At 60.8% G+C, this 20,467-nt stretch carries 21 protein-coding genes; 14 read left to right on the top strand and 7 right to left on the bottom strand.

Going from position 1 to position 20,467, the window contains the following annotated elements; translation table 11 throughout:
• From SOP85_RS09445 to SOP85_RS09430, 4 genes are all read right to left on the bottom strand, one after another.
• On the bottom strand, positions 1 to 393 hold the full coding sequence (locus tag SOP85_RS09445; RefSeq protein ID WP_274077244.1) for a protease inhibitor I42 family protein: 393 nt from the start codon (positions 391 to 393) through the stop codon (positions 1 to 3).
• 216 nt (positions 394 to 609) lie between these two features.
• Positions 610 to 3,027, bottom strand: a complete 2,418-nt coding sequence (gene lon / locus SOP85_RS09440; RefSeq protein ID WP_323626769.1) for an endopeptidase La — start codon at positions 3,025 to 3,027, stop codon at positions 610 to 612.
• Between the two features lie 184 nt (positions 3,028 to 3,211).
• On the bottom strand, positions 3,212 to 3,715 hold the full coding sequence (locus SOP85_RS09435; protein ID WP_274077241.1) for a L,D-transpeptidase family protein: 504 nt from the start codon (positions 3,713 to 3,715) through the stop codon (positions 3,212 to 3,214).
• A gap of 124 nt (positions 3,716 to 3,839) precedes the next feature.
• A complete protein-coding gene (locus SOP85_RS09430; RefSeq protein WP_323605726.1) occupies positions 3,840 to 4,391 on the bottom strand; it encodes an NUDIX hydrolase in 552 nt (183 codons plus the stop codon).
• 147 nt (positions 4,392 to 4,538) lie between these two features.
• Here SOP85_RS09430 and SOP85_RS09425 point away from each other — a divergent pair, with 147 nt between their 5' ends.
• The 5 genes from SOP85_RS09425 (at position 4,539) to purT (ending at position 7,845) form a co-directional block, all read left to right on the top strand.
• Positions 4,539 to 5,138 carry a CoA pyrophosphatase gene (locus SOP85_RS09425; RefSeq protein ID WP_274077239.1) on the top strand — a complete coding sequence of 200 codons (600 nt, stop codon included), beginning with the start codon at positions 4,539 to 4,541 and terminating at the stop codon, positions 5,136 to 5,138.
• 55 nt (positions 5,139 to 5,193) lie between these two features.
• Positions 5,194 to 5,718 carry a gamma carbonic anhydrase family protein gene (locus tag SOP85_RS09420; protein WP_323626767.1) on the top strand — a complete coding sequence of 175 codons (525 nt, stop codon included), beginning with the start codon at positions 5,194 to 5,196 and terminating at the stop codon, positions 5,716 to 5,718.
• Positions 5,715 to 5,930 carry a DUF1289 domain-containing protein gene (locus SOP85_RS09415; protein ID WP_323626765.1) on the top strand — a complete coding sequence of 72 codons (216 nt, stop codon included), beginning with the start codon at positions 5,715 to 5,717 and terminating at the stop codon, positions 5,928 to 5,930. The genes SOP85_RS09420 and SOP85_RS09415 overlap by 4 nt, the downstream gene beginning before the upstream one ends.
• Positions 5,931 to 6,097: 167 nt before the next feature.
• Positions 6,098 to 6,565: a preQ0 transporter gene (locus SOP85_RS09410; RefSeq protein ID WP_274077236.1), complete on the top strand. Its 468-nt coding sequence runs from the start codon at positions 6,098 to 6,100 to the stop codon at positions 6,563 to 6,565.
• 98 nt (positions 6,566 to 6,663) lie between these two features.
• Positions 6,664 to 7,845 (top strand): formate-dependent phosphoribosylglycinamide formyltransferase, encoded by a 1,182-nt coding sequence (gene purT, locus SOP85_RS09405; protein WP_046820365.1) that lies wholly within the window; start codon positions 6,664 to 6,666, stop codon positions 7,843 to 7,845.
• A 119-nt stretch (positions 7,846 to 7,964) separates the two neighbouring features.
• Here the strand turns inward: purT and SOP85_RS09400 are convergent, their stop codons facing one another.
• The 3 genes from SOP85_RS09400 to SOP85_RS09390 form a co-directional block, all read right to left on the bottom strand.
• Positions 7,965 to 9,281 (bottom strand): MFS transporter, encoded by a 1,317-nt coding sequence (locus SOP85_RS09400; protein ID WP_323626764.1) that lies wholly within the window; start codon positions 9,279 to 9,281, stop codon positions 7,965 to 7,967.
• A 312-nt stretch (positions 9,282 to 9,593) separates the two neighbouring features.
• Positions 9,594 to 10,838: a transporter associated domain-containing protein gene (locus SOP85_RS09395; RefSeq protein WP_323626763.1), complete on the bottom strand. Its 1,245-nt coding sequence runs from the start codon at positions 10,836 to 10,838 to the stop codon at positions 9,594 to 9,596.
• 12 nt (positions 10,839 to 10,850) lie between these two features.
• A complete protein-coding gene (locus SOP85_RS09390; RefSeq protein ID WP_274077232.1) occupies positions 10,851 to 11,663 on the bottom strand; it encodes a cytochrome C assembly family protein in 813 nt (270 codons plus the stop codon).
• 195 nt (positions 11,664 to 11,858) lie between these two features.
• Between SOP85_RS09390 and ffh the strand changes: the two genes are divergently transcribed.
• The 9 genes from ffh (at position 11,859) to thrC (ending at position 20,347) form a co-directional block, all read left to right on the top strand.
• Positions 11,859 to 13,235 carry a signal recognition particle protein gene (gene ffh / locus SOP85_RS09385; protein ID WP_056726162.1) on the top strand — a complete coding sequence of 459 codons (1,377 nt, stop codon included), beginning with the start codon at positions 11,859 to 11,861 and terminating at the stop codon, positions 13,233 to 13,235.
• A 250-nt stretch (positions 13,236 to 13,485) separates the two neighbouring features.
• Complete coding sequence (gene rpsP / locus SOP85_RS09380) at positions 13,486 to 13,737, top strand: 30S ribosomal protein S16 (RefSeq protein ID WP_003198088.1); 252 nt, start codon at positions 13,486 to 13,488, stop codon at positions 13,735 to 13,737.
• A gap of 5 nt (positions 13,738 to 13,742) precedes the next feature.
• A complete protein-coding gene (gene rimM / locus SOP85_RS09375; protein WP_046820360.1) occupies positions 13,743 to 14,279 on the top strand; it encodes a ribosome maturation factor RimM in 537 nt (178 codons plus the stop codon).
• 2 nt (positions 14,280 to 14,281) lie between these two features.
• Positions 14,282 to 15,034, top strand: coding sequence for a tRNA (guanosine(37)-N1)-methyltransferase TrmD (trmD, locus tag SOP85_RS09370; RefSeq protein WP_046820359.1), 753 nt, complete (start codon positions 14,282 to 14,284; stop codon positions 15,032 to 15,034).
• A gap of 45 nt (positions 15,035 to 15,079) precedes the next feature.
• Positions 15,080 to 15,430, top strand: coding sequence for a 50S ribosomal protein L19 (rplS, locus tag SOP85_RS09365; protein ID WP_003175895.1), 351 nt, complete (start codon positions 15,080 to 15,082; stop codon positions 15,428 to 15,430).
• Positions 15,431 to 15,529: 99 nt separating this feature from the next.
• On the top strand, positions 15,530 to 16,426 hold the full coding sequence (xerD, locus tag SOP85_RS09360; RefSeq protein ID WP_323626761.1) for a site-specific tyrosine recombinase XerD: 897 nt from the start codon (positions 15,530 to 15,532) through the stop codon (positions 16,424 to 16,426).
• A gap of 237 nt (positions 16,427 to 16,663) precedes the next feature.
• Positions 16,664 to 17,395, top strand: coding sequence for a bifunctional protein-disulfide isomerase/oxidoreductase DsbC (gene dsbC / locus SOP85_RS09355; protein ID WP_008057812.1), 732 nt, complete (start codon positions 16,664 to 16,666; stop codon positions 17,393 to 17,395).
• A gap of 133 nt (positions 17,396 to 17,528) precedes the next feature.
• Positions 17,529 to 18,833 (top strand): homoserine dehydrogenase, encoded by a 1,305-nt coding sequence (locus tag SOP85_RS09350; protein WP_323609418.1) that lies wholly within the window; start codon positions 17,529 to 17,531, stop codon positions 18,831 to 18,833.
• A gap of 104 nt (positions 18,834 to 18,937) precedes the next feature.
• Entirely contained in the window at positions 18,938 to 20,347 is a 1,410-nt protein-coding gene (gene thrC / locus SOP85_RS09345; protein WP_274077229.1) for a threonine synthase, read from the top strand.
• The last annotated feature ends 120 nt before the right edge of the window (positions 20,348 to 20,467 follow it).

Below are 20,467 nucleotides of genomic sequence, written 5' to 3'. Positions count from 1 at the left end.
TCAGTTGACCGAAATGGCGCAGTCGAAGGCATCCGCCGGCAGCACTTCCGGTGCCCAGGGTTGTTGCGAAGTCAGGCGCAAACGTCCCGTTCCCGAGGCGAAGGCCTGGAACCGCCAGGTCGAAACACCGGCAGCGCCGACGACGCCGGCATCTTCCGGGTTGCTGTAGACCTCGGGGCTAAGCGCGTGCAGCACGCCACCGGCAGAATCCTGGATGGACCAGCGATAACCCGTGGTCGGATTGCTCGGCAGGGTCAGGATCAGGTTTTGCCCGCTGGTGAGTTTTACCGGGCATTCGCTTTGTTTTTCCACAGTCACGTTGTGCGCAGGTTGCGTGGCGCAGGCGGCCAGCAAGGCGAGTGCGAGGGGGATTAACAGGCGAGTGGGGGACATAGGTTTGGTGGCTCCGGCGTTCACGACGAACGGCGAGCATAACCGAGATGAGACAAATTGTGACAGTCGCCGAAGGTAGCGGTGGCAGGGCTGACGCCATCGCTGGCGAGCCAGCTCCTACAGGGTTTTGCGGTGGACACACCTTTAGTGAGCACCGCCGGCCACTGTAGGAGCTGGCTTGCCAGCGATAGCGGTAGCGCAGTCGCTACAGCAACATCAGAAAAGCACCTTCGCCACATCCGCAAACCGCTTGGCGAAATGCACGGTAATGCCCTCCTTCAGATACTCCGGCAACTCCTCGAAATTGCCCCGGTTCGCCTCCGGCAATATCAGCTCGAAAATCTTCTGCCGCCGCGCCGCAATCACCTTCTCACGCACCCCGCCAATCGGCAGTACATGCCCGGTCAGCGTCAGTTCGCCGGTCATGGCCACGCCTTTTTTCGGTGGCTGGTTGCGGGCCAGGGACAGCAGGGCGCTGGCCATGGTCACACCGGCGCTCGGGCCGTCTTTCGGCGTGGCGCCTTCCGGGACGTGCAGGTGGACGAACGCTTCGTCGAAGAATTTCGGATCACCGCCAAACGACTTCAGGTTGGAGCTGACGTAGCTGTAGGCAATTTCCGCCGATTCCTTCATCACTTCACCCAGTTGCCCGGTGAGTTTGAAGCCGCGGTTGAGCGTGTGGATGCGCGTCGCTTCGATCGGCAGGGTGGCGCCACCCATGCTGGTCCAGGCCAGGCCAGTGATCACGCCGGTGCCGGAAAGCACTTGCTCGTTACGGAACACCGGTTTGCCCAAGGACGATTCGAGGTCTTTCGGGCCAATCTTGATTGTTGCTTGCGGATCTTCGAGCAGCTTCACCACGGCTTTGCGCACCAGTTTGCCGAGGTTTTTTTCCAGCTGACGGACCCCTGCTTCACGGGCATAACCGTCGATCAGCGCCTTGAGGGCGTTGTCGCTGATGCTCAGGCTGCCTTTCGATACGCCGGCCTTCTCAAGCTGTTTCGGCCACAGGTGACGCTTGGCGATGGCGACTTTTTCTTCGGTGATGTAACCCGACAGGCGGATCACTTCCATCCGGTCCAGCAAGGGGCCGGGAATCGAATCCAGGGTGTTGGCGGTGCAGACAAACAGCACTTTCGACAGGTCCATGCGCAGATCGAGGTAGTGGTCGAGGAATTCGACGTTCTGTTCCGGATCCAGGGTTTCCAGCAGCGCCGAGGCCGGGTCACCCTGATAGCTTTGGCCCATCTTGTCGATTTCGTCGAGCATGATCACCGGGTTCATCACTTCGACGTCTTTGAGCGCCTGCACCAGTTTGCCCGGTTGTGCGCCGATGTAGGTGCGGCGATGGCCCTTGATCTCGGCCTCGTCACGCATGCCACCCACGCTGAAGCGGTAGAACGGTCGGCCGAGGGATTCGGCGATGGATTTGCCGACGCTGGTCTTGCCCACGCCCGGCGGCCCCACCAGCAGCACGATGGAACCGCTGATTTCGCCCTTGTAGGCACCGACCGCGAGAAACTCGAGGATGCGGTCCTTGATGTCGTCGAGGCCTGCGTGGTGGTTGTCCAGCACCTTGCGCGCGTGCTTGAGGTCGAGTTTGTCTTCGCCGTAAACACCCCACGGCACCGAGGTCGCCCAGTCGATGTAGTTGCGGGTGACCGCATATTCCGGCGAGCCGGTTTCGAGGATCGACAGCTTGTTCATTTCTTCTTCGAGGCGTTTCTGCACCTGCGCTGGCAGGACCTTGCCCACCAGTCGCTGTTCGAACTGTTCGAGGTCAGCGCTGCGGTCGTCCTTGGTCAGGCCCAGCTCCTGCTGTATGACCTTGAGTTGTTCCTTGAGGAAGAACTCGCGCTGATGCTCGCCGATCTTGCGATTAACTTCAGCGGAAATCTCTTTTTGCAGGCGCGCGACCTCGACTTCCTTGCGCAGCATCGGCAGGACTTTTTCCATGCGCTTGAGCATGGGCACGCAGTCGAGCACTTCCTGCAGTTCGCTGCCGGTTGCCGAAGTCAGGGCAGCGGCGAAGTCGGTCAGCGGGGATGGATCGTTGGGGCTGAAGCGGTTGAGGTAGTTCTTCAGCTCTTCGCTGTACAGCGGGTTGAGCGGCAGCAGTTCCTTGATCGCATTGATCAGCGCCATGCCGTAGGCCTTGACCTCGTCGGTCGGCTCGGTGGGCTGGTGCGGGTATTCGACTTCCACCAGGTACGGCGGGCGATGGTGCTTGAGCCAGGTCTTGAGGCGCACACGGGTCAGGCCCTGGGCAACAAATTGCAGTTTGCCGTTTTCGCGACTGGCGTGGTGCACTTTGACCAGAGTGCCGTACAGCGGCAGGGCCGAGGTATCGAAATGGCGCGGATCTTCCTGGGGGGTGTCCATGTAGAACAGGGCCAGGGAGTGATGATCGGATTTGGCGACCAGGTCGAGGGTTTCAGCCCAGGGTTCTTCATTGACGATGACCGGCAGGACCTGGGCCGGGAAGAAGGGGCGATTGTGAATCGGAATGATGTAGACCTTGTCCGGCAGGTTCTGGCCGGGCAGGGCCAGGCCCTTGCCGGCGGTGTGGTGTTCGGTGTTTTCCGGGTCGGCGTATTCGCTGGGGTCTTCGGGGAAGGCTTGCTGGTCGCTCATGGGGCACCTGCGCAATGGGGTATGGGTCTTAGATGGGGCAGGCCTTGGGTGGTTTCAATGGGGGAGGGGATATTCGGGGAGCGTTCAGGATCTGGACAGGTCCTGGCCATTTGCCCGTTGCAGGCATGGCGCGCCGATCAGAACGGACAGCGTTCCCACGGCATGGGAACGCTTCTGCGGGATGTCAGGGGCGAATCTCGATCATCGTGCCGTCCGGCACCAGGTTCCAGATCTCGCGCATGTCCATGTTGCGCATGGCGATGCAACCGTCGGTCCAGTCCAGAGTGTGGAACAGGTGCTCGGGGTTTTCTTCGGTGTCTGGGGTGCCGTGGATCATGATCATGCCGCCGGGATCGACACCTTCGCGTCGCGAGCGGGCGGAATCGCTGATGTTCGGGTAGGAGATGTGCATGGCCAGGTTGAAGCGGTCGCTGACCTTGCGCCAGTCGATCCAGTAGAAACCTTCGGGCGTGCGTTTGTCGCCTTCCATCAGTTTCGGTCCCTGAGGACGTTTGCCCAGGGAAATGCGATAGGTCTTGAATGGCTTGCCGTCGTTGATCAATTGCAATTGATGGGCAGACTTGAGAACCAGGATTTTCTCGATGACCTTGCCGTTCATGGGCTCCATGGCAGTAGCCTGGGACACCGTGACGAACGACAAGAAGAACAGGGCAAGCAACCAGCGCATTGAAACGATTCCCCAAGAGGTGTCGCGACTATATATCTATTTATAGGTGTTTTTGCAGGCGCTGCCGAGGGTTCGGCCGAGTTCGGACGATCTGTGCGCGCCTAACGATGATACCAAGATGACATCAACTGATGACAGGCTGGGCCAGCGGCGGGATCGATTCGGACCGCACGGGGTAGACCTCGGTCCGCCGGTCAGCGAAGAAGCATTCTAAGGTACGGCCCACCGTGCGGAAAGCCAGCTCGTCCCAAGGAATGTCGGCTTCGTCGAATAGTTGCACTTCCAGGCTCTCGGGACCGGCAGCAAAATCCAGGTCCGCAAGCTCGGCGCGGAAGAACACATGCACCTGGCTGATATGCGGCACGTCGATCAGCGTATAGATGCTCAGGTTGCGCACCCGCGCGCAGGCTTCCTCGGCGGTCTCGCGAATGGCCGCCTGCTCGATGGTCTCACCGTTTTCCATGAAGCCGGCAGGCAGGGTCCAGTAGCCCCGGCGCGGCTCGATGGCGCGGCGGCACAACAGCACCTGGGTGCCCCAGGTCGCCACGCAACCGGCGACGATGTTGGGGTTCTGGTAATGGATGGTGTGACAGCTGTCGCAGACAAAACGCAGGCGTGAATCGCCTTCGGGAATGCGCTGGGTCACCGGGTTGCCGCACTGACTGCAAAATTTCATGCTTGGGTTCCTGAATGCTGCGCCTATCTTGGCGTGCGGCGGTGGCTGTCGGCAAGTTGTCGTTTCGCGACATGCCACTGTCCGGGGGGTTGGGCGACCTAAGCGATTAGTGCATGATGCAGGGTAAGGCACTGATCGAGAACACTCATGCTGGACGAGCTACTGCATCGGGTAAGTCACCACACACCGCGCACGCTGGAGACTGACCGACGTTTCCCCGAGGCCGCCGTCCTGGTGCCGATTACCCGCAGTGACGAGCCGGAGCTGGTGTTGACCCTGCGCGCCAGCGGGCTGTCGACCCATGGTGGCGAAGTCGCTTTCCCCGGTGGTCGACGCGACCCCGAAGACCCCGACCTTGTTTTTACCGCCCTGCGCGAAGCCGAGGAAGAGATCGGCCTGCCACCGGGACTGGTCGAAGTGATCGGCCCGCTGAGCCCGTTGATCTCCCTGCACGGCATCAAGGTCACACCTTATGTCGGGGTGATTCCGGACTTCGTCCAATACCGCGCCAACGATGCCGAGATCGCCGCCGTGTTCAGTGTGCCCCTGGAGTTCTTCCGCGAGGACCCGCGCGAGCACACCCATCGCATCGACTACCAGGGCCACAGTTGGTACGTACCGAGTTATCGCTACGGCGAATTCAAGATCTGGGGTTTGACGGCAATCATGATCGTCGAGTTGATCAATCTGCTCTATGACGCGAAAATCAGCCTGCACTCACCGCCTAAAAGCTTTATCAATACCTGAAGCCATCATTCGAATGGCCTGAACACGCCGCTGCCTGAGCCTTGAGGACAACACGATGAAATACCGCCTGGGCGACGCCCGTGTCGAGACCCACCCACAGAGCTGGGTCGCTCCCAATGCCGTGCTGGTGGGCAAGGTCAAGCTGGAAGAGGGCGCCAACGTCTGGTTCAACGCCGTGCTGCGGGGCGACAACGAACTGATCCTGATCGGCAAGAACAGCAACGTCCAGGACGGCACTGTGATGCATACCGACATGGGCTACCCGCTGACCATCGGTACCGGCGTGACCATCGGCCACAACGCCATGCTGCACGGCTGCACCGTGGGTGACTACAGCCTGATCGGCATTAATGCGGTGATCCTCAATGGCGCGAAAATCGGCAAGAACTGCATCATCGGCGCCAATTCGTTGATCGGTGAAGGCAAGGAGATTCCCGACGGTTCGCTGGTCATGGGCTCACCCGGCAAGGTGGTGCGCGAACTGACCGAGGCGCAGAAGAAGATGCTGGAAGCCAGCGCCGCTCACTACGTGCATAACTCGCAACGTTATGCCCGCGACCTGGCTGAGCAGGAAGAATGACCACGACCGAACGACCAGTGCCATCGCCCTGCGTGAACATTTGCGCGCTGGACGACGATGACATCTGCACGGGGTGCCAGCGCACGGTGGAAGAGATCACCCGTTGGAGCCGGATGGACAACGAAGAACGGCGCAAGGTGTTGGGGTTGTGCCATGAACGGGCCAAGTCCAGCGGGTTGGTGTGGATGATTGGGGCAAGGCCCGAAAAATGAGGCGAGGCCTTCGCGAGCAAGCCCGCTCCCACATTTGACTAGTGTTGCTCATACATGTTGTGACCGATCCTGAACAATGTGGGAGCGGGCTTGCTCGCGAAGGCGTCAGCACTGTCACCACCGCCTCCTGTGAAGTACCCTGTGCGCCAAATTGACAGGTGTCCCCCATGTTCTTCCTGATCGCCTACATCGGCAGCGTCGTGCTGACCAACTACGCCTTCTCCACCGCCCCGCACCTGGACATCATCTGGTCGGCGTGGGGTGGCCTGGTGTTCGTGTTGCGCGACATGGTGCAAACCCGCTTCGGGCACGGCGCGATTGCGGCAATGCTGGCGGCGCTGGTGCTGTCCTACATCACCTCCGATCCCTCCATCGCCCTGGCCAGCGCCACGGCGTTCGCGGTATCGGAGTGCATCGACTGGCTGGTGTTCAGCATCACTCGGCGTCCGTTGCACGACCGCCTGTGGATAAGTTCGGCCCTGAGCATCCCGCTCGATACCTTTATCTTCTTCGGCATGATCGACGCGCTGACCCCCGGTGTGATTCTCACCGCCCTGGGTTCGAAGTTCGCCGGCGTCACGGCCGTCTGGCTGATCATGGCCTGGCGCTTGCGCAAACAGGCGCTCGTCAGCTGAGCCAAACCCTGCGGTTCATGTAAAATGCCGCGCTTTCTCCCCATGGGAAGCGCGCCAGGCGCCGCATCCCTCGATGATCCGCTTCTTGAGGACTTGAGATGACCCGTATCGGAACTCCATTGTCGCCCACCGCGACCCGCGTATTGATGTGTGGCTGTGGCGAACTGGGCAAGGAAGTGGTGATCGAGCTGCAACGCCTGGGCGTTGAAGTGATTGCCGTGGATCGCTACGCCAATGCCCCGGCCATGCAGGTGGCGCATCGCAGCCACGTGATCAACATGCTCGATGGTGCGGCCCTGCGCGCGGTGATCGAAGCCGAAAAGCCGCACTTCATCGTGCCGGAAATCGAAGCCATTGCCACCGCCACCCTGGTGGAACTGGAGGCCGAAGGCTTCACCGTCATCCCGACCGCGCGTGCCGCACAGCTGACCATGAACCGCGAAGGCATCCGTCGCCTGGCTGCCGAAGAGCTGGACCTGCCGACTTCGCCTTACCACTTCGCCGACACCTTCGAGGACTACAGCAAGGCCGTCGAGGACCTGGGCTTCCCATGCGTGGTCAAGCCGGTCATGAGCTCGTCGGGCAAGGGCCAGAGCCTGCTGCGCAGCGTCGATGACGTGAAGACGGCCTGGGATTACGCCCAGGAAGGCGGGCGTGCTGGCAAAGGCCGGGTGATCGTCGAAGGTTTTATCGATTTCGATTATGAAATCACCCTGCTGACCGTGCGTCACGTCGGCGGTACCACCTTCTGCGCGCCGGTCGGCCATCGCCAGGAGAAGGGCGACTACCAGGAAAGCTGGCAGCCTCAGGCCATGAGCCCGGTGGCCCTGGCTGAATCCGAACGCGTGGCCAAGGCCGTGACCGAGGCCCTGGGTGGCCGTGGCCTGTTTGGCGTCGAGCTGTTCATCAAGGGTGATCAGGTGTGGTTCAGCGAAGTGTCGCCGCGTCCGCACGACACTGGCCTGGTCACGTTGATCTCCCAGGACCTGTCGCAATTCGCCCTGCATGCACGGGCGATTCTGGGCCTGCCGATTCCGTTGATCCGTCAGTTCGGCCCATCGGCTTCGGCGGTGATCCTGGTGGAAGGGCAGTCGACCCAGACTGCTTTCGCCAATCTGGGCGCGGCATTGAGCGAGCCGGATACGGCGTTGCGCCTGTTTGGCAAACCTGAAGTGAATGGCCAGCGGCGGATGGGTGTTGCCTTGGCTCGTGACGAGTCGATCGAAGCGGCTCGTGCCAAGGCGACCCGTGCATCCCAGGCTGTTGTGGTAGAGCTCTAAACCGAGTCGAAGCCATTCGCGAGCAAGCCCGCTCCCACATTTTGACCGCGTTCTATCAGACAGAGTGCGTCCAAATGTGGGAGCGGGCTTGCTCGCGAAGCTTTGGCTTTTGCCTTTCTTCAGGCAACCCGATTCAAGTCGTTATTACGCGTCTCCTTCAGGCACAGCACAGCAATCAGGCTGAGCACCGCCGCCCCCGACACATACCCGCCGACATAACTCAATCCGCCCATCGCCACCAGTTTCTGCGCGAAGAACGGTGCTGCCGAGGCCCCGACGATCCCGCCCAGGTTGTAGGCCGCCGATGCGCCGGTATAGCGCACGTGGGTCGGAAACAGCTCTGGCAGCAGCGCACCCATGGGCGCAAAGGTCACGCCCATCAGGAACAGCTCGATGCACAGGAACAGCGCCACGCCCCAGGTCGAACCCTGGGTCAGCAGCGGTTCCATCAGGAAACCGGACAGGACCGCCAGCACACCCCCGATGATCAGCACCGGTTTACGCCCGTAACGGTCGCTGGCCAGGGCTGACAGTGGTGTGGCCGCGGCCATGAACAACACCGCGAAACACAGCAGGCCGAGGAAGGTTTCACGGCTATAGCCGAGCGTCGCCACGCCGTAACTCAGCGAGAACACGGTCGAGATGTAGAACAGCGCATAACACACCACCATCGAGCCGGCGCCCAGCAGCACTGGCATCCAGTATTGGCTGAACAGCTCCACCAGCGGCATCTTCACCCGCTCCTGGCGCGCCATGGCGTTGGCGAACACCGGTGTTTCGTGGAGCTTGAGGCGCACATACAGACCAACCATCACCAGCGCGGCGCTGAGCAGGAAGGGAATCCGCCAGCCCCAGGCGCGGAACTGTTCATCATCCAGGCCCATGGCCAGGGTCAGGAACAGGCCGTTGGCCGCGAGAAAGCCGATGGAGGGGCCCAGTTGCGGGAACATGCCGAACCAGGCGCGCTTGCCCTTGGGCGCATTCTCGGTGGCGAGCAAGGCGGCTCCGCCCCATTCGCCGCCCAGCCCCAGGCCCTGGCCGAAGCGCAATACACACAGCAGGATCGGCGCCCAGGCCCCGATGCTGTCGTAACCCGGGAGTACGCCGATCAGCGTGGTGCACACGCCCATCAGCAAGAGGGACGCGACCAGGGTCGATTTACGTCCGATGCGGTCGCCAAAGTGCCCGAACAAGGCCGACCCCAGGGGGCGTGCAAGGAATGCGATGCCGAACGTGAGGAAGGCCGAGAGCATCTGGGCCGTGCCGGATGTCTGTGGGAAGAACACAGGGCCAATCACCAGCGCGGCGGCGGTGGCATAGACGTAGAAGTCGTAGAACTCGATGGCCGTGCCGATGAAACTCGCCGTGGCCACGCGGCTGGCGGAGTTCACCGGTTGCGCGGGGGTGGAGTCGTTATAGGTTGTGCTGGTCGTCATGCGGTTATCCCTGACAGTCATGGGCCCCAGTGGAGCGAATTATTATGGTCGATTACCCAGGGATGTGGGTGGAGGCGCGGTCGCTGTTCCAGGTAGGAACGGGCGTCGGTGTGTAGCGGACGTTTCTGGTGGTCAGGCCGGAACTTGCGGTGTGCGGGGTAAGCACGGGGCGGCGAGGCTTGGGTAAGCGACTCGATTATAGGAAGGTGGCTAACGATTCAACAAGTGCAAAAAGATCGCAGCCTTCGGCAGCTCCTACAGGAGAGCGCGTTCCAATGTAGGAGCTGCCGAAGGCTGCGATCTTTTAACAATCTAGAGGGTGGGTAGAGCAGCGGGAGCCGGGTTGATATGCCAGATCAACACCCGAGTCACCCGATTGTCCTCAGTCTCAAGAATTTCCAGCCGATAACGACCGATTTTCAAGCACACAGGACAGTCCGGGATGGTTTCCAGCGCTTCGGTCACCAGCCCGTTCAGGGTTTTCGGGCCGTCGCTGGGCAGGTGCCAGCCGAGGCTCTTGTTCAGCTCGCGGATCGAGGCGGCGCCGTCGATCACCAGGCGGCCATCGGCCTGGGGGTGGATATGCGGGTTGTCCAGGCTTTGCTGGCTTTCGAATTCGCCGACGATTTCTTCGAGAATGTCTTCCAGGGTGACGATGCCCAGAACCTCGCCGTATTCGTCGACCACCATGCCCAGGCGCCGCTGCTGCTTGTGGAAGTTCAGCAGTTGCAGTTGCAGTGGGGTGCTCTCGGGGACGAAATAGGGTTCGCGACAGGCCGCCAGCAGCGCTTCCAGGGTCAGGCTGCCGTCGGGGAGCAAATGGCCGATTTGCCGGGTATTGAGCACCGCTTCGACCTGGTTGATGTCACTGTGGAACACCGGCAGACGCGTGCGCTGGTTGTGGCGCAGTTGCTCGATGATGTCTTCGATCGGGTCGTCGAGGTTGATCCCTTCGACCTCGCTGCGCGGTACCAGAATGTCGTTGACCGTGATGTTGTCCAGCGCATGGATGCCCGGCAGCGGGTGCGGGCGGCTGGCGGCTTGCTCGTGATGGTCGTGGCGCTCCAGCGCCGGCTCGTCTTCGCTCTGTTGCACGACATTGGCCTTGCGGGCGAACGGGCGCATCAGCAACTGGCTGATGGCATTGAGCAGCCAGGCCGCCGGGTAGATGAGCTTCAGTGGTATGGCCAGCAGGTTGTTGCCCAGTGCCAGGATCGCGTCCGGATGCCGGGCGGCGAGGGCGCGGGGCAGGTAGTCGGCGAGGATCAACAGCAGCGCGCCCGCGCCGAGACAGGCCAGCCACGGGCCGTTTTCGGCCCAGGTGAAAATCGCCAGCAAGGTACAGATGACCATCACCAGGGCGCGGCACAGGGTATTGCAGAAAATCAGGCTGACGAGGGGAAAGCTCAACCGGGCCAGCGGTTTGTCGCTGGCGCGCGAGGCGTTGCGCTGGGCCAGCAAATGCTGCTGCGCCGCTTCTATGGCAGTGAACAGCCCTGACCATAAAATCAGCAAGGCCACTACTGCAAGCATCGGCCCTATGGGCAAGTCGTCCATTATTGCCGCCCGTCAGATGTGCAGGATGTATTCGCGAACCAGCTTGCTGCCGAAATACGCCAGCATCAGCAGGCAGAAACCGGCCAGGGTCCAGCGGATGGCCTTGTGGCCGCGCCAGCCAAGGCGGTTACGGCCCCACAGCAGCACGCTGAAGACGATCCAGGCCAGGCAGGCCAGCAAGGTCTTGTGCACCAGGTGCTGGGCGAACAGGTTATCGACGAACAGCCAGCCGGAGATCAGCGAGAGCGACAGCAGCGTCCAGCCGGCCCAGAGGAAGCCGAACAGCAGGCTTTCCATGGTTTGCAGCGGCGGGAAGTTCTTGATCAGCCCGGACGGGTGCTTGTGCTTGAGCTGGTGATCCTGGACTAGCAGCAGCAACGACTGGAACACCGCGATGGTGAACATGCCGTAGGCGAGGATCGACAACAGGATGTGGGCGAGAATGCCTGGCGCTTCGTCGATGATCTGCACGGTGCCGGCGGGGGCGAACTGCGCCAGTAGCGCGGTCAAGGCGCCCAGGGGGAACAGCAGGACCAGCAGGTTCTCCACCGGTATTCGTGAGCAGGCCAGTAGCGTCAGGGCGATGACCGCGGCGGCAATCAGGCTGGCGGCACTGAAAAAGTCCAGGCCCAGGCCAATCGGGGTCAGCAGGTGGGTCACCAGGCTGGCGCTGTGGGCCAGCACCGCCAGCACGCCGAGCGTAACCAGCAGGCGCTTGTTGGCCTTGGCGCCAGTGGCCAGGCGAGTGCCTTGATAGAAAGTCGCAGCGGCATACAAGCAGGCGGCGGCGAGGGTAGTAAGCAAACTGGGTGACAAGGGGAGCATAAGTCCTGTTAGGCAAGCCCGAAAGGCGCTGAGTTTGGCATAGAACCCACGCGACACGAAAGTGCGAGGTGTCCGCCAGACGCAGTCTTCGCTATAATCCGCGACCTGCCCACGCCGCAGGCTCGCCGAGCACACGTTTAGTCCGGTCTGGGCCGCCATTATCCCGGTCTACACAGGGCCTGAAAGGATCGCGCAATGTTTGAAAACTTAACCGACCGTCTCTCGCAGACGCTGCGCCATGTCACCGGCAAGGCCAAGCTGACCGAGGACAACATCAAAGACACCCTGCGCGAAGTGCGCATGGCGTTGCTCGAAGCCGACGTCGCCTTGCCGGTGGTGAAAGACTTCGTCAATTCGGTCAAGGAACGCGCTGTCGGCACCGAGGTGTCGCGCAGCCTGACGCCGGGCCAGGCCTTCGTGAAGATCGTCCAGGCCGAACTCGAAAGCCTGATGGGCGCGGCCAACGAAGATTTGAACCTGAGCGCCGTGCCGCCAGCGGTCATCCTGATGGCCGGTCTGCAGGGCGCGGGTAAGACCACCACCGCCGGCAAGCTGGCGCGCTTCCTTAAAGAGCGCAAGAAGAAGTCGGTCATGGTCGTGTCCGCGGACGTTTATCGTCCGGCGGCGATCAAGCAGCTGGAAATGCTCGCCGGTGAAGTGGGTGTGACCTTCTTCCCGTCCGACCTGAGCCAGAAGCCGGTCGAGATCGCCCAGGCAGCTATTAAAGAAGCAAAACTCAAGTTCATCGACGTGGTCATCGTCGATACCGCCGGTCGCCTGCACATCGATGAAGAGATGATGGGCGAGATCAAGGCGCTGCATGCCGCGATCAACCCGGTCGAGACCCTGTTCGTGGTCGACGCCATGACCGGCCAGGACGCCGCCAACACGGCCAAGGCCTTTGGCGACGCGCTGCCACTGACCGGTGTGATCCTGACCAAGGTCGACGGCGATGCCCGGGGCGGTGCCGCCCTGTCGGTGCGAGCCATCACCGGCAAGCCGATCAAGTTCATCGGTATGGGCGAGAAGAGCGAAGCGCTCGACCCGTTCCACCCTGAGCGTATCGCCTCGCGCATCCTCGGCATGGGCGACGTGCTCAGCCTGATCGAGCAGGCGGAAGCGACCCTCGACAAGGACAAGGCCGACAAGCTGGCCAAGAAGCTGAAGAAGGGCAAGGGCTTCGACCTCGAAGACTTCCGTGACCAGCTGCAACAGATGAAGAACATGGGCGGCCTCGGCGGCCTCATGGACAAGCTGCCGAACATGGGCGGTGTGAACCTGGCGCAGATGGGCAATGCCCAGGGTGCGGCAGAGAAACAATTCAAGCAGATGGAAGCCATCATCAACTCCATGACGCCGGCCGAGCGCCGTGACCCTGAGATGATCAGCGGTTCGCGCAAACGTCGTATCGCCATGGGGTCCGGCACCCAGGTGCAGGACATCGGTCGCTTGATCAAGCAGCACAAGCAGATGCAGAAGATGATGAAGAAATTCTCCGCGAAAGGCGGAATGGCCAAGATGATGCGCGGCATGGGCGGTATGTTGCCCGGCGGCGGGATGCCCAAGATGTAAAGAATCCGCGCCGGTCATCGCACCGGCGCAGACCCGCAAGGACGCGGGATCTACAGCAAACCCGCACTTGGCGGGAGCTGACTGGCCGTTTTAAACGACGGCTCTATAGCAAATCTGGATGGCGTCCGATAGGCCGCCGGAAAAAGTCATTTGCAAAAGTCCGGATATTCCTTAGAATATGCGGCCTTTCGGGCACCTATGCCCGCTGTGCCTTTAGATTTGCAGCACCGACTACAGGAACGATGTTCACATGCTAACAATCCGTCTTGCCCTTGGCGGCTCCAAAAAGCGCCCGTTTTACCACCTGACCGTAACCGACAGCCGCAACCCGCGCGACGGTTCGCACAAGGAACAGGTTGGTTTCTTCAACCCTGTTGCTCGTGGCCAGGAAGTTCGTCTGTCCGTGAACCAAGAGCGCGTAGCCTACTGGCTGAGCGTTGGTGCACAACCTTCTGAGCGCGTTGCTCAGTTGTTGAAGGAATCTGCCAAGGCTGCGGCCTGAGCAATATGAACGCGACGCCAGCTGTTGCTGATGATTTGATCGTTATCGGCAAGATTTATTCGGTTCACGGCGTTCGCGGCGAAGTGAAGGTGTATTCCTTTACTGATCCGATCAAGAACCTGCTGGAATACAAAACCTGGACGCTCAAGCGTGACGGCAATGTAAAGCAGGTAGAGCTGGTCAGCGGACGCGGGAACGACAAGTTCCTGGTCGCAAAGCTCAAGGGTCTCGATGATCGTGAAGAAGCTCGTCTTCTGGCCGGTTATGAGATCTGCGTGCCGCGCAACCTGTTCCCTGAACTGACCGACGGCGAGTACTACTGGTACCAGCTGGAAGGTCTCAAGGTCATCGACACCCTCGGGCAACTGTTCGGGAAGATCGATCACCTGCTGGAGACCGGCTCGAACGATGTAATGGTGGTCAAGCCTTGCGCTGGCAGCCTGGATGATCGCGAACGCCTGTTGCCCTATACCGAGCAATGCGTGTTGGCCGTCGACCTGGTCGCAGGCGAGATGAAGGTGGATTGGGATGCGGACTTCTAAGCGTGGCTAACTTGCGCGTAGAAGTGATCAGTTTGTTTCCCGAGATGTTCTCCGCCATCAGCGAGTACGGCATCACCAGTCGGGCGGTGAAACAGGGGCTGTTGCAGCTCACCTGTTGGAATCCGCGAGACTACACGACGGATCGACATCACACTGTGGATGATCGCCCTTTTGGCGGTGGTCCGGGCATGGTGATGAAGATCAAGCCCCTGGAAGATGCTCTGGTTCAGGCCAAGGCAGTCGCCGGGGAGGGTGCGAAGGTGATTTACCTGTCGCCCCAAGGCCGTCAACTGACTCAGTCGGCGGTACGCGAGTTGGCGAATCTGGATGCATTGATCCTGATTGCCGGCCGCTATGAAGGCATTGACGAGCGTTTTATTGATGCTCATGTCGATGAAGAGTGGTCGATTGGCGACTATGTACTGTCTGGCGGCGAGCTGCCGGCGATGGTCCTGATCGATGCGGTTACACGACTGCTGCCTGGAGCTTTAGGGCATGCGGACTCCGCCGAGGAAGATTCCTTTACGGATGGTTTGCTGGATTGCCCGCACTACACCCGACCGGAGGTGTATGCGGATCAGCGTGTTCCCGACGTATTGCTAAGTGGCAATCACGCGCACATCCGGCGTTGGCGTTTACAGCAGTCCCTTGGTCGGACCTATGAACGACGCGCCGATCTTCTGGAAAGCCGCTCGCTTTCTGGAGAAGAGAAGAAGCTGCTCGAGGAATACATCCGCGAGCGGGACGATAGTTAACAACGTATCGATGGTAGATCCGACGATTTACCTTAGGAGCACAGCATGACTAACAAAATCATCCTTGCACTCGAAGCAGAGCAGATGACCAAAGAGATCCCTACCTTTGCCCCGGGCGACACCATTGTCGTTCAGGTGAAAGTGAAGGAAGGCGACCGTTCGCGTCTGCAAGCGTTCGAAGGCGTTGTAATCGCCAAGCGTAACCGCGGCGTAAACAGTGCATTCACCGTGCGCAAGATCTCCAACGGTGTTGGCGTAGAGCGTACTTTCCAGACCTACTCCCCGCAAATCGACAGCATGGCTGTCAAGCGTCGCGGTGACGTACGTAAAGCCAAGCTGTACTACCTGCGCGACCTGTCGGGTAAAGCAGCTCGCATCAAGGAAAAACTGGCTTAAGTCCAGCTTCCGATGCAGAAAAAAGCAGCCTACGGGCTGCTTTTTTGTTGCCTGCGATTTATCTTCCCTGGCCGTACTGTCGGCCTTGCCTGAGTCTTTATGCCTGCCATCGATCATCCCTTGATTGACCAGTTTCTCGACGCGCTGTGGCTTGAGAAAGGTCTTTCCGATAACACCCGCGATGCCTATCGAAGCGATCTGGCCCTGTTCAATGGCTGGCTGCAGGAAAAAGGCCTGGAGCTGCTCAACGCCGGGCGCGAATTGATCCTCGATCACCTGGCCTGGCGCCTGGAGCAAAACTACAAGCCCCGTTCAACGGCCAGATTTCTCTCTGGTGTGCGCGGCTTCTATCGCTATCTGCTGCGGGAAAAGCTGATCGCTGTCGATCCGACGTTGCGCATCGATATGCCGCAACTGGGCAGGCCGTTGCCCAAGTCCTTGTCGGAAGCTGATGTGGAAGCGCTGCTGAAAGCACCGGACCTGAGCGAAGCCATCGGCCAGCGCGACCGCGCCATGCTCGAGGTGCTTTATGCCTGTGGCCTGCGGGTGACGGAGCTGATCAGCCTGACGCTGGAGCAGGTCAACCTGCGCCAGGGCGTGCTGCGGGTGATGGGCAAGGGCAGCAAGGAGCGGCTGGTGCCGATGGGCGAGGAGGCGATCGTCTGGGTCGAGCGTTATTTGCGCGATGGTCGTGGCGAGCTGCTGGGCGGGCGGCCCAGCGATGTGTTGTTCCCCAGCCAGCGCGGCGAGCAGATGACCCGCCAGACGTTCTGGCATCGGATCAAGCACCAGGCCAAGGTCGCCGGCATCGCCAAGTCGCTGTCACCGCATACATTGCGCCACGCGTTCGCCACGCATCTGCTCAACCACGGCGCGGATCTGCGGGTGGTGCAGATGCTGCTCGGTCATAGTGACTTGTCGACTACGCAGATCTACACCCACGTCGCCCGCGCACGCTTGCAGGACCTTCACGCCAAACACCACCCCCGTGGTTGACGCCGTCCCCCTGTAGGAGCTGCCGCAGGCTGCGATCTTTTGATCTTAAAGATCAAAGTCAAAAGATCGCAGCCTGCGGCAGCTCCTACAGGGGGGGTGTGATGTCTTGTATCAGGTGCATTCGGCCACACGAACCTTATGTGGTAGGCTTTGCCAGTTTGCACGATGGGCGTTTATGACCCGGTGTTTCGGCACTGGCGTTCTGAGCGTCCCATTTGTCCGCCTTCAGGAGTTCTCATGCGTTTGACCCAGATTTTCGCCGCCGCCGCCATCGCGTTGGTCAGCACCTTTGCTGTCGCCGATGACGCGGCCGATAAAGCCATTCGTAAAAGCCTGGAAAACCTCCAGCTCGAAGTACCGGTAGAAAGCATTTCCGCCAGCCCTCTGCCAGGCCTGTACGAAGTCAAGCTGCAAGGCAGCCGCGTACTCTATGCCAGCGCCGACGGCCAGTACGTGGTCCAGGGCTACATGTTCCAGCTCAAGGACGGCAAGCCGGTCAACCTGACCGAGAAGACCGAGCGCCTGGGTGTTTCCAAACTGGTCAACGCCATCCCCGTCGCGGAAACCGTGGTGTACCCAGCCATTGGCGAAACCAAGTCGCACATCACCGTGTTCACCGACACCACCTGCCCGTACTGCCACAAACTGCACGCCGAAGTGCCGGAGCTGAACAAGCGTGGCATCGAAGTGCGTTACGTGGCGTTCCCACGCCAGGGCCTGGGTTCGCCGGGTGACGAGCAACTGCAGGCGGTCTGGTGTTCGAAAGACAAGAAGGCGGCCATGGACAAGATGGTCGACGGCAAGGAAATCAAGGCCGCCAAGTGCGATAACCCGGTATCCAAGCAATTCGCCCTCGGCCAGTCGATTGGCGTGAACGGCACGCCGGCCATCGTTTTGGCCGACGGTCAGGTCATTCCGGGCTACCAGCCGGCGCCACAAGTCGCCAAACTGGCGCTCAGTGCCAAGTAATTCGTATCGTCACGGTCAGCCGTTGACGAGCGTGGCCCGGCGGCAGTTCCAGCCGGGCCATCAATAGAGAGCCGCGAGTTTGCGGCTGTTTTCACGGCCGGCCTCGAGTCGGCCGTTTTATGGGGAGTTCACAGTGAAACCGGTCAAAGTAGGCATCTGTGGGTTAGGGACCGTCGGTGGCGGTACCTTCAACGTACTTCAGCGCAACGCCGAGGAAATTGCTCGTCGTGCCGGGCGTGGAATCGAAGTGGCACAAATTGCCATGCGCACGCCAAAGCCTCAGTTCCAAACGACCGGTATTGCGATTACCACCGATGTCTTCGAAGTGGCCACGAACCCTGAGATCGACATCGTCATAGAGCTGATGGGCGGCTACACCGTTGCCCGCGAGCTGGTACTCAAGGCCATCGAGAATGGCAAGCATGTGGTCACCGCGAACAAGGCGCTTATCGCCGTTCACGGTAATGAAATTTTCGCCAAGGCACGCGAGAAGGGCGTGATCGTCGCGTTCGAAGCGGCCGTGGCCGGTGGCATTCCGGTGATCAAGGCGATCCGTGAAGGCCTGTCCGCCAACCGTATCAACTGGGTGGCCGGCATCATCAACGGCACCGGCAACTTCATTCTCACCGAGATGCGCGAGAAAGGCCGGACCTTCGAAGACGTGTTGGCCGAAGCGCAAGCCCTGGGCTATGCCGAAGCCGACCCGACCTTTGACGTTGAAGGCATCGATGCGGCGCACAAGCTGACGATCCTGGCGTCCATCGCATTCGGCATTCCGCTGCAGTTCGACAAGGCCTACACCGAAGGCATCACCAAGCTGACCACCGCCGACGTGAACTACGCCGAAGCGCTGGGTTATCGCATCAAGCACCTGGGCGTGGCGCGCAGCACCGCCGCGGGTATCGAGTTGCGCGTGCACCCGACGCTGATCCCGGCCGATCGCCTGATCGCCAACGTCAACGGCGTGATGAACGCGGTGATGGTCAACGGCGACGCCGCCGGTTCGACGCTGTTCTACGGTGCCGGCGCCGGCATGGAGCCGACCGCTTCGTCGGTGATCGCCGACCTGGTGGACGTGGTTCGCGCCATGACCTCGGACCCGGAAAACCGCGTACCGCACCTGGCCTTCCAGCCGGATTCGCTGTCGGCGCACCCGATCCTGCCGATCGACGCCTGCGAAAGCGCGTACTACCTGCGGATCCAGGCCAAGGACCATCCGGGCGTTCTGGCCCAGGTGGCCAGCATCCTGTCCGAGCGTGGCATCAACATCGAGTCGATCATGCAGAAGGAAGCCGAGGAGCACGACGGCCTGGTTCCGATGATCCTGCTGACCCACCGTGTGGTGGAGCAGCGCATCAACGATGCCATTCAGGCACTGGAAGCTCTGCAGGGCGTGGTTGGCCCGGTAGTCCGGATTCGCGTCGAACATTTGAATTAACACAGCGGCAAGCGGCAAGCGGCAAGCTACAAGTGAAAAGCGGCTCTGCTTTTACTTGCAGCTTGAAGCTTGCAGCTTGAAGCCCAAACCGAAGGTTTGCCCCTATGCGCTACATCAGTACCCGCGGCCAGGCACCGGCCCTGAATTTCGAAGACGTCCTGCTGGCAGGCCTTGCCACCGACGGCGGTCTGTACGTCCCGGAAAACCTGCCACGCTTCACCCAGGAAGAAATCGCTTCCTGGGCCGGCCTGCCGTATCACGAGCTGGCCTTCCGGGTGATGCGCCCGTTCGTGACCGGCAGCATTCCGGATGCCGATTTCAAAAAAATTCTTGAAGAAACGTACGGTGTGTTTTCCCACAACGCCGTGGCACCGCTGCGCCAGTTGAACGGCAATGAGTGGGTGCTGGAACTGTTCCACGGCCCGACCCTGGCGTTCAAGGACTTCGCCCTGCAACTGCTCGGTCGCCTGCTCGACTACGTGCTGGAAAAGCGCGGCGAGCGCGTGGTGATCGTCGGCGCCACTTCCGGCGATACCGGCTCGGCTGCGATTGAAGGCTGCAAGCACTGCGAAAACGTCGACATCTTCATCCTGCACCCGCACAACCGTGTCTCCGAAGTGCAGCGTCGGCAGATGACCACCATTTTCGGTGAGAACATCCACAACATCGCCATCGAAGGCAACTTCGATGACTGCCAGGAAATGGTCAAGGCGAGCTTCGCCGACCAGGGCTTCCTCAAGGGCACTCGCCTGGTGGCGGTGAACTCGATCAACTGGGCGCGCATCATGGCCCAGATCGTCTACTACTTCCACGCGGCCCTGCAGCTGGGCGGTCCGGCGCGTTCGGTGGCGTTCTCGGTGCCAACCGGTAACTTCGGCGACATCTTCGCCGGTTACCTGGCACGCAACATGGGCCTGCCGATCAACCAGTTGATCGTCGCCACCAACCGCAATGACATCCTGCACCGCTTCATGAGCGGCAACCAGTACGTCAAGGAAACCCTGCACGCGACCCTGTCGCCGTCGATGGACATCATGGTGTCCTCGAACTTCGAACGCCTGCTGTTCGACCTGCATGGTCGCAACGGCGCGGCGATTGCCGGGCTGATGGACAGCTTCAAGCAGGGCGGCGGTTTCAGCGTCGAGCAGGAGCGCTGGACTGAGGCGCGCAAGCTGTTCGACTCGCTGGCTGTGGACGATGCGCAAACCTGCGAAACCATCGCCGAGGTCTTCGAGCAGACCGGCGAAGTACTGGACCCGCACACCGCGATCGGCGTCAAGGCCGCACGGGAATGCCGTCGCAGCCTGGATATCCCGATGGTGATCCTGGGCACGGCCCATCCGGTCAAGTTCCCGGACGCCGTGTTGAAAGCTGGCGTAGGAAAAGCCCTTGAGCTTCCTGTGCATCTTTCTGATCTGTTCGAAAGAGACGAGCGTTGCACCGTATTGCCGAATGACCTCAAGGCCGTGCAGGCCTTTGTCAGCCAGCATGGCAACCGCGGTAAGCCTTTGTAACAGGCAAACCTTGTCACACAAGAAAGCCCGTCTCCTGACGGGCTTTTCTGTTGGTGCATTCCAAATTGCCGGCAGTCGTCGCGGATGAATACGGGGCAGGCTTGACGCTGTTGTTTTTTC

The organism is Pseudomonas sp. YuFO20 (assembly GCF_035064975.1).
Lineage (GTDB): Bacteria > Pseudomonadota > Gammaproteobacteria > Pseudomonadales > Pseudomonadaceae > Aquipseudomonas > Aquipseudomonas putida_AE.
The sequence above is the reverse complement of the archived record's forward strand: the minus strand, read 5'-3'. Positions and strand labels throughout refer to the sequence as shown.

What these genes read in the sequence shown, in the direction of transcription:
- SOP85_RS09445 (WP_274077244.1), bottom strand. Translation starts at nt 393, where the DNA reads ATGTCCCCCACTCGCCTGTTAATCCCCCTCGCACTCGCCTTGCTGGCC.
- lon (WP_323626769.1), bottom strand. Translation starts at nt 3,027, where the DNA reads ATGAGCGACCAGCAAGCCTTCCCCGAAGACCCCAGCGAATACGCCGAC.
- SOP85_RS09435 (WP_274077241.1), bottom strand. Translation starts at nt 3,715, where the DNA reads ATGCGCTGGTTGCTTGCCCTGTTCTTCTTGTCGTTCGTCACGGTGTCC.
- SOP85_RS09430 (WP_323605726.1), bottom strand. Translation starts at nt 4,391, where the DNA reads ATGAAATTTTGCAGTCAGTGCGGCAACCCGGTGACCCAGCGCATTCCC.
- SOP85_RS09425 (WP_274077239.1), top strand. Translation starts at nt 4,539, where the DNA reads ATGCTGGACGAGCTACTGCATCGGGTAAGTCACCACACACCGCGCACG.
- SOP85_RS09420 (WP_323626767.1), top strand. Translation starts at nt 5,194, where the DNA reads ATGAAATACCGCCTGGGCGACGCCCGTGTCGAGACCCACCCACAGAGC.
- SOP85_RS09415 (WP_323626765.1), top strand. Translation starts at nt 5,715, where the DNA reads ATGACCACGACCGAACGACCAGTGCCATCGCCCTGCGTGAACATTTGC.
- SOP85_RS09410 (WP_274077236.1), top strand. Translation starts at nt 6,098, where the DNA reads ATGTTCTTCCTGATCGCCTACATCGGCAGCGTCGTGCTGACCAACTAC.
- purT (WP_046820365.1), top strand. Translation starts at nt 6,664, where the DNA reads ATGACCCGTATCGGAACTCCATTGTCGCCCACCGCGACCCGCGTATTG.
- SOP85_RS09400 (WP_323626764.1), bottom strand. Translation starts at nt 9,281, where the DNA reads ATGACGACCAGCACAACCTATAACGACTCCACCCCCGCGCAACCGGTG.
- SOP85_RS09395 (WP_323626763.1), bottom strand. Translation starts at nt 10,838, where the DNA reads ATGGACGACTTGCCCATAGGGCCGATGCTTGCAGTAGTGGCCTTGCTG.
- SOP85_RS09390 (WP_274077232.1), bottom strand. Translation starts at nt 11,663, where the DNA reads ATGCTCCCCTTGTCACCCAGTTTGCTTACTACCCTCGCCGCCGCCTGC.
- ffh (WP_056726162.1), top strand. Translation starts at nt 11,859, where the DNA reads ATGTTTGAAAACTTAACCGACCGTCTCTCGCAGACGCTGCGCCATGTC.
- rpsP (WP_003198088.1), top strand. Translation starts at nt 13,486, where the DNA reads ATGCTAACAATCCGTCTTGCCCTTGGCGGCTCCAAAAAGCGCCCGTTT.
- rimM (WP_046820360.1), top strand. Translation starts at nt 13,743, where the DNA reads ATGAACGCGACGCCAGCTGTTGCTGATGATTTGATCGTTATCGGCAAG.
- rplS (WP_003175895.1), top strand. Translation starts at nt 15,080, where the DNA reads ATGACTAACAAAATCATCCTTGCACTCGAAGCAGAGCAGATGACCAAA.
- xerD (WP_323626761.1), top strand. Translation starts at nt 15,530, where the DNA reads ATGCCTGCCATCGATCATCCCTTGATTGACCAGTTTCTCGACGCGCTG.
- dsbC (WP_008057812.1), top strand. Translation starts at nt 16,664, where the DNA reads ATGCGTTTGACCCAGATTTTCGCCGCCGCCGCCATCGCGTTGGTCAGC.
- thrC (WP_274077229.1), top strand. Translation starts at nt 18,938, where the DNA reads ATGCGCTACATCAGTACCCGCGGCCAGGCACCGGCCCTGAATTTCGAA.